Annotated in this window: 1 protein-coding gene; it reads left to right on the top strand. The window is 29.8% G+C overall.

All coding sequences use genetic code 11. The annotated features are described in order from the left end of the window. Positions 1–88: 88 nt before the first annotated feature. The coding region (locus tag Q0V08_RS09790; RefSeq protein ID WP_297434334.1) for a hypothetical protein at positions 89–6809 on the top strand (6721 nt) is incomplete at its 3' end.

The following is a 6809-nucleotide window of genomic DNA, read 5'->3' on the forward strand; positions in this document are numbered from 1 at the left end:
ACTTTAAATAAGTGTGAGTAGGTGCATTTTTTTTTGAATATAATATTACAAAAAATATATGCAATAGAAAACGGTTAGGAGGAAAACAATGAACAAATTTTTAGAGGAAAAAAACTTAAAACGGTGCCTAAAAAAAAGGGTGACAATTACTCTTTCTCTACTTGTAAATTTCTTTATAACAGGTGGAGTCTATGCTCAGAATGAACCTTTGATTAAAGAGGAAGAAAAGGTTTTAGAAGAGATGTTTTATAAGAAAAGTGATGAACGAAAAACCCAGGTGTTTTTTGTGGGGGATCATAATCATACAAATGGAAGTAAAGGTGGAGATAAATCAACGCTTGAAAACTCTTTTGTAAAGGAAGAAGAAATTCATAATAAACCAAATGAGGAAAAGCCCGCTGAAAAACCTAGTGAAGAGATTCCAAATAATAAACCAGAAGAAAATAATCCTAATGAGGATTTAGTAGATAATATTATAAAAAATCATGATTTAGAAGTAATAGATTCTTTTGTTACAGATTTAGATTTAAAAGATATAAATATAAAAAGTAATTTGCCAAATATTTCATCAAAAGAGAATGCTGATAATAAAAATATAAATAATATAAAAAATGATGATTTAACATTAAAAAAAATTAAGAGACCAGATTCTTTTGAGATAACTCAAATAAATAATCCAGAGCCACCAAAGATAGAGACAATTTCTATTCCTAATATAATAGTTCCTGATATGAAAACTTTTTCATCTGTAAATGCTGATAAACCTTGGTTTTGGGAAGCAGTTAGTCAAGGAATATATGAAAGTGGACATAATGGAACTATCTCTGAAGTTATTATGGAAACTGGAGATTGGAATATAAATGTAGCTGGAAGTTCAGCTTTAGATGGTTGGAGTGGAGAGATAACAAATTATACAGCAAAGTATGCATCACCATATCCAGGAGATCCGATAATGAGTCAAACTTATGAAACCAATGGAGTTATAGGAGAGGATAATGCTGGAATATATAGAGTAATTGGATCTCCATATAGTTCTTTTGACAAAGAAACTAAAGTGAGTATAGATGCAAAAAATAGAGTTAAGGATTCAAGTGGCGAGTATGTATTGAGACAATTCATTCACTATGACCCTCATGGAGATGAAGCTCAAAAGCTAGAGGAAATAAAAGAGTTAACACCAGCAGAAAAAACTGAGGCACAATCTTTATATAATAATTATGGATTATATGGAAAAAATGATGACTCTGTATCTATGGTTTTATCATTAAAAGGGGATATAAATTTAGTTGGAAACTCGATTAATATTGTTGGTCTTCAGGGACATACTAAAAGATCTGAATCAGTAAATCCCTATCTATTAAATAGTGGAAATATATCAGTTGAAGGAAATAGCAACGTAATCTTTGCATATACTGAAGCTATAGATAGAGAAGAAAAGAGGGACTATTTTATTTCAAATTACGGAGCTGGAGATATATCGATTAAGAATGGTGAACAAAATTTTGTTATGCTATTTAATAAAGATTACTTAGAAGGTACAGAAGACTCTCACAATTTTAAAAACTCTGGAAAAATAAATATTTTAGATGGAACTCAAAACATAGGAGTCTATGTAAAAAAAGAGATTAATAATGGAACAATAGATTTACAAACTCCAATTACAATTTCAGGAGGAACTCAAAATATAGGTTTTGTTCATAAATTTGAAACTGAGCATCCAGATAGAAATTTACTAAATGAAAAATCAAATATTAATTTAGAGATTTTAGGTGGAACAAATAACGTAGCAATAGTAAATGAAAATACTCAAAAATATGGAACTCATAATATTAAAATTGAAAACTCAGAGGATTCTATAGGTGTAGTTTCTTCAAAAGGGAGTTTAAATTTAAATACAGGGACATTGTCAATGACAGGAAATAATGTGGGAGCTATAGGACTTTTAACAAGTGGAGGAAATATCTCATCAAATGGTGATATTGTAGTTGAAAATGGTTTAGAAAATAAAGTAGCAATAGCAAGAGATGGAAATAGTATAAATTTATTTGGAAAAATTAATGTAGATACAAAAGACTCAAAAATATTTTATTCAGAAGGTGATAAGTCATCTATAACTATAAATGGAGATAATTTAGATGTAAACTTAACAGGAGAAAGTATTGGAGCTTTTGCCAATAAAGGAAATGTAGCAATATTATCAAGTAGTAAATCTAAGCTGAAAGAAAATACCCCTATATCTACAATAACAATAGATAACTCAAAAGAAGTAGTTAGTAAAGGAGTTGGACTTTATGCTGAAAATGGTGGAACAATTCAAGGTAAAAATTTAAACTTGAAAGTTATTAATGGTCAAGCGGGAGTAGCTTCAGTTGGAGTTGGCTCTACAATTGATTTACAGGGAGCAACTATTGATTATAGTGGAAGTGGATATGCTGTTTATACAAATGGTGGAGATGTAAATCTACAAAATGGAACAATTATTTTAAGAGGAAGAGGAGTTGGAGTAGAAGCTGATTTAGGATCAAAGCTAACTTCAGTTGATCTTTCAGGTGGAAAAATAGTGGTTACTTCTAACGATGCTGTTGCAACTAAGCTGATTAATACAAGTAGTGATTTGTATATATCAAAATTAAAATCTGGAATAGAGGGAATTTTAAACTTAGTGTCTATTGAAGGTGGAATTGGTACAGATGGAAAAATTTGTGATTCATTTAAAATTGCTGCAATTGATGGAGGAAATTTAAATATTGATACAGATATAGAAAAAAATTCAGCTCATCCTGACGAAGTTGGAGATTTTTATTATAAAAGATTTTTAGGGCAACATTTAAAATTAAATTTAGAAGCTGATAAAAAAGTAGTTGCTAATGTTACAACAGCTGATGCTGATAAATACTATAGTGGTCAAGTATCGGGATTAGAAAATAGTTCGAGTAAACTTGCAAAAAGTAATGACGAAACTCAAATAAACTTAGAAGAGAACTCAATAATCGATGTAGATAGAATAGACTCAGGAAATGGAGCTATTGGAGCATATATAGATTTTGGAAAAGTTTCCCTTGCAAAAGGTTCAAAAATATTAGTTGAAAATGGAGATAATGTTGTAAACTCTGGTGGAGTTGGAGTATATGCTGTAAATGGAAGTTCTATAGTTTCTAATGGAGAGTTTGAAATACATGGTGATAACGCTATGGGAATATACAGTTTAATAAATAGAGTAGCTTCATCAGGAGAAGTTATTGAAAATGAGTTTGGATCTCAAGCTATAGGACAAGGAACAGCAAGTGTTATAAACAATGGAGTTATTAATACTTTTGGTAACAACAGTGTGGGAATTTTTATAGAAAATAACGGGTCGAATAAAGAAAATAGTTTAGCCAAAGTCTATAATAATGGGATTATAAATTTATTAGGAGAATCTGGTATTGGAATTTATGGATCAAATGCTACGATTGTAAATGAAAGTGAAATTTCTGTAGGAAAAGAAGGCATTGGAATCTATGGAAAAGATGGAAGTCTTATTGAAAAAGTTGGAAAAATAGAGGTTGGAGATGGTGGAACAGCTCTTGCTCTTGATGAAACATCAAATTTAGATAAAAGTATAACTGAGTTATCATTTGTTCAAAACACATTGGAGTCTCAAGAGGAAAAGTTTGGACTATTTTTACAAGGTGAGACACCAAATGCTACTAAAGATATTAATTTAAAATTAAATGGAGATAATTTTAAAAATGGAGTTCTTATAGTTGCTAATGATATAGATCTTGAAAATAAAGGGGAGCTAACTCCTGGTAATTTAGGAACAGGAATCTATGGAAATAAAAATATTTTAAACGCAGGAGTTATAACTTTATCATCAAATTCACAGGTAGGAATAGTTGGAGTTGGAAAAGAGAGTGAAGTTTTAAACTCAGGAACTATAAATTTATTAGGAAGAGATAATATTGGAATATTTGTATCAAATGGAGCAAATTCTATAGTTAATAACACTGTAAATATAGGTGGAGAAAAAAATATAGGATACGTAGCAGAGTTAGATGGAAAGATTACTTTCCAAGATAAAATTGATTTTAAAAATGAAAACTCTTACGGAAATATATTTGCCTATGGAAATGGAGCAGGAGTTATAGATGTAAACTCTGATTTTAGTGTGGATGGACTAACAAGCTTTAAAGATAAGAATTCCATTGGACTGTATTTAAATGGAAAGAGCATTAAAAATAGTTTAACTTTTAATAAAAATGCAAATTTAAATGTATTAAATGGAGGGATAGGTATTTATAATGTTGGTGAAAATACAATCTCTTTAAATGATGTGAACTCTTCAGGTAAAGGAAGTATAGGTATTTATACAACTGGAGATTTAGCAGTAAATGGAAAATTTAATGTTAAAGATGGTGCTCATGGAATTTATAGTAGCAATGGGAAATTGGATTTATTAGATTCAAAAATATCAATTTCTGGAAGTGGAGAAGGATCTATTGGAACTATTTTAGACAAAGGAGCTACTTTAACTAATGGAACTATTGATTATGAAAATACAAGTGAAGGATTAAATTTAGTTTCAGTATATATGAGAACAGAGGGACAAAGAGTAAAAAATGAAGCTAATATCAATATGTTAGGAAATAATTCAGTGGGATTAGCAATAGCTCAAGGAGCAGATGTAGAAAATACTGGAGATATTTTAGTTAATGATAACATTGGTTTATATGTATCTAATGTGGGAGAAAATACTTTAGTAAATTCTGGAAATCTCTCAGTAGATGGAGGAATTGGAGCTTTTATTGAAGGGGCAAATAGTACTTTCAAGAACACAAGTGGAACAATAAAAGTAGAGTCTATAAAAGATTTAGGAATTGGAGCATATTTAAAAAATACTTCAGAAAAATCTATAGAGCTTGGAAATATTGAAGTGGGAACTGGAAGTGTTAAAGTTTATGCTGAAAACTCTGTTGTAGATTTTGATTTAACAGGAGGAGAAGCTGATATTATTAATTTAGTTGCAAAGGAAAAAACTAAAATTAAGAATAATATCTCTGTAGGAAAAGATTCTATGGGAGTATATTTAGCCGACAACAGTAACAGCTTTGAAAATACAAATATTTCTGTGGAAAACGATGGAGGAACATCATCTGTTGGAATCTATTTGAAAGATGGAATGGATTATGTCATTGATGGAGTAAACATAAAAAACAGTGGTGGAGTTGGAGTTTACGGAAAAAATAGTAGCGTAATCTATGGACCAAAATCTCAAATCTTATTAGATGGAGATAAACTTGTTGGAATAGGTATTGTAGAATCTGGAGTTGGAGTGAACAAAGGAAGCATAGTAGCAAATGGAGAATCAGTAGCACTTTTAGGAAAAGGTACTGGAGTTAAAGTAGTAAACGAAGGAGACATAGTTGTATCTAAAAACGGAGTTGGAATTTCAGCTAGAGAGGGAGCTATTGGAATAAACCAAGGAAATATTAAGGTTATAGATGGAGTTGGAATGTTTACTGATAAAACATCTACTATTGAAAACTATGGAAATATTGAAGTTGAAAATGGATATGGAATGGCTGGAGATGGAAAAATAGTAAATAAGGGTAATATAAAAGTTACTGGAAAAGGAAAAGAGATATACTTAACAGACAGCTATGTTTCTAATGGTGGAAAGATATCAACAGATAGAGATATCATTTTAGATGGAACAGTTGTGGATATAACAAAAGATGAGTTGGCATTTGAGGCTAAGTCTGTTTCAGGAAAAATAAAAGCTTCTTCAAATTTTGCTCTTATGGGAGATGGAGTAAACTATAAATTAAATAAATTTATGCAAAATATTGTGGGAGTAGATCCTAAAAGTGATATAAAAGTAGAGACATCACCACTGTTTGAAAGTAAAATTGACGAAACAGGAAATTTACTAATAAAAAAAGTTGCATATAAAGATATTATAAATGGTAATGAGTTTGATTCTTTAGGGGATGGATTGGACAGTGTATTAGGAGAAAATAGTAACCAAAAAGATATAGAGGCTCTAAAGAATTTAAATAGCTATTTAGATTCTCTTTCAGATGTAACTTTTGAAAAAGAGAGCGAAAGAGCAATAAAAGAGATAAGAGGAGATATCTATAGTAATATCCAAGATAGAATAAATGATATTGAGAATGCCTTTAATTTATCTTTTGATGAGATGAATAGCTCATACAACAAAACAAAAGATACAGATAAATACAGTGTTATCTATTCAGGTGGACATTTTAAAGATGGAGATATAAACTCAAATTACGATTATGATGTAAAAGGATTAATGTATATGAGAGATATTGATGGTAAAGTTTATGGAGAGAAACATGGATACTCTTTAGGTTTTGCAGTATCTCATTTTGATTTTGAAGATAGCTCTTCAAAAGAAAAAGTTTATAGTTTAAGATCAGGATTACATAACGTAAAACCATTTATGAATAATAAAGTTTCACTATTAACAACATTTGACGTTACATACAACAGACATAAATCTGAAAGAGAGATGTTATTAGATAAAAATTATAAAAATGTAGGAAGAATAAACTCTTATACAGTAGATTTTGAAAATAAACTTTCAAGAGTTATTTACCGTGATTTAGAGTCTGAGTTTTCTATTTATACTGCTTTAGATTTAGAATATGAAAAAATAAATGCATTTAATGAGAGTGGAACTTTAACTTTAAGAGTTCATGACAATGATTTCTTTAGTACAAAAGGAAAAGTAGGACTAAGAGGTTACAAAAGATTTTATATAGGAAATGGAATTGCTTTAAAACCACAAAGTACAATAGAAT

Origin of the sequence: uncultured Cetobacterium sp., from assembly GCF_947038635.1 — a bacterium.
In the GTDB taxonomy this organism is placed as follows: Bacteria; Fusobacteriota; Fusobacteriia; order Fusobacteriales; family Fusobacteriaceae; genus Cetobacterium_A.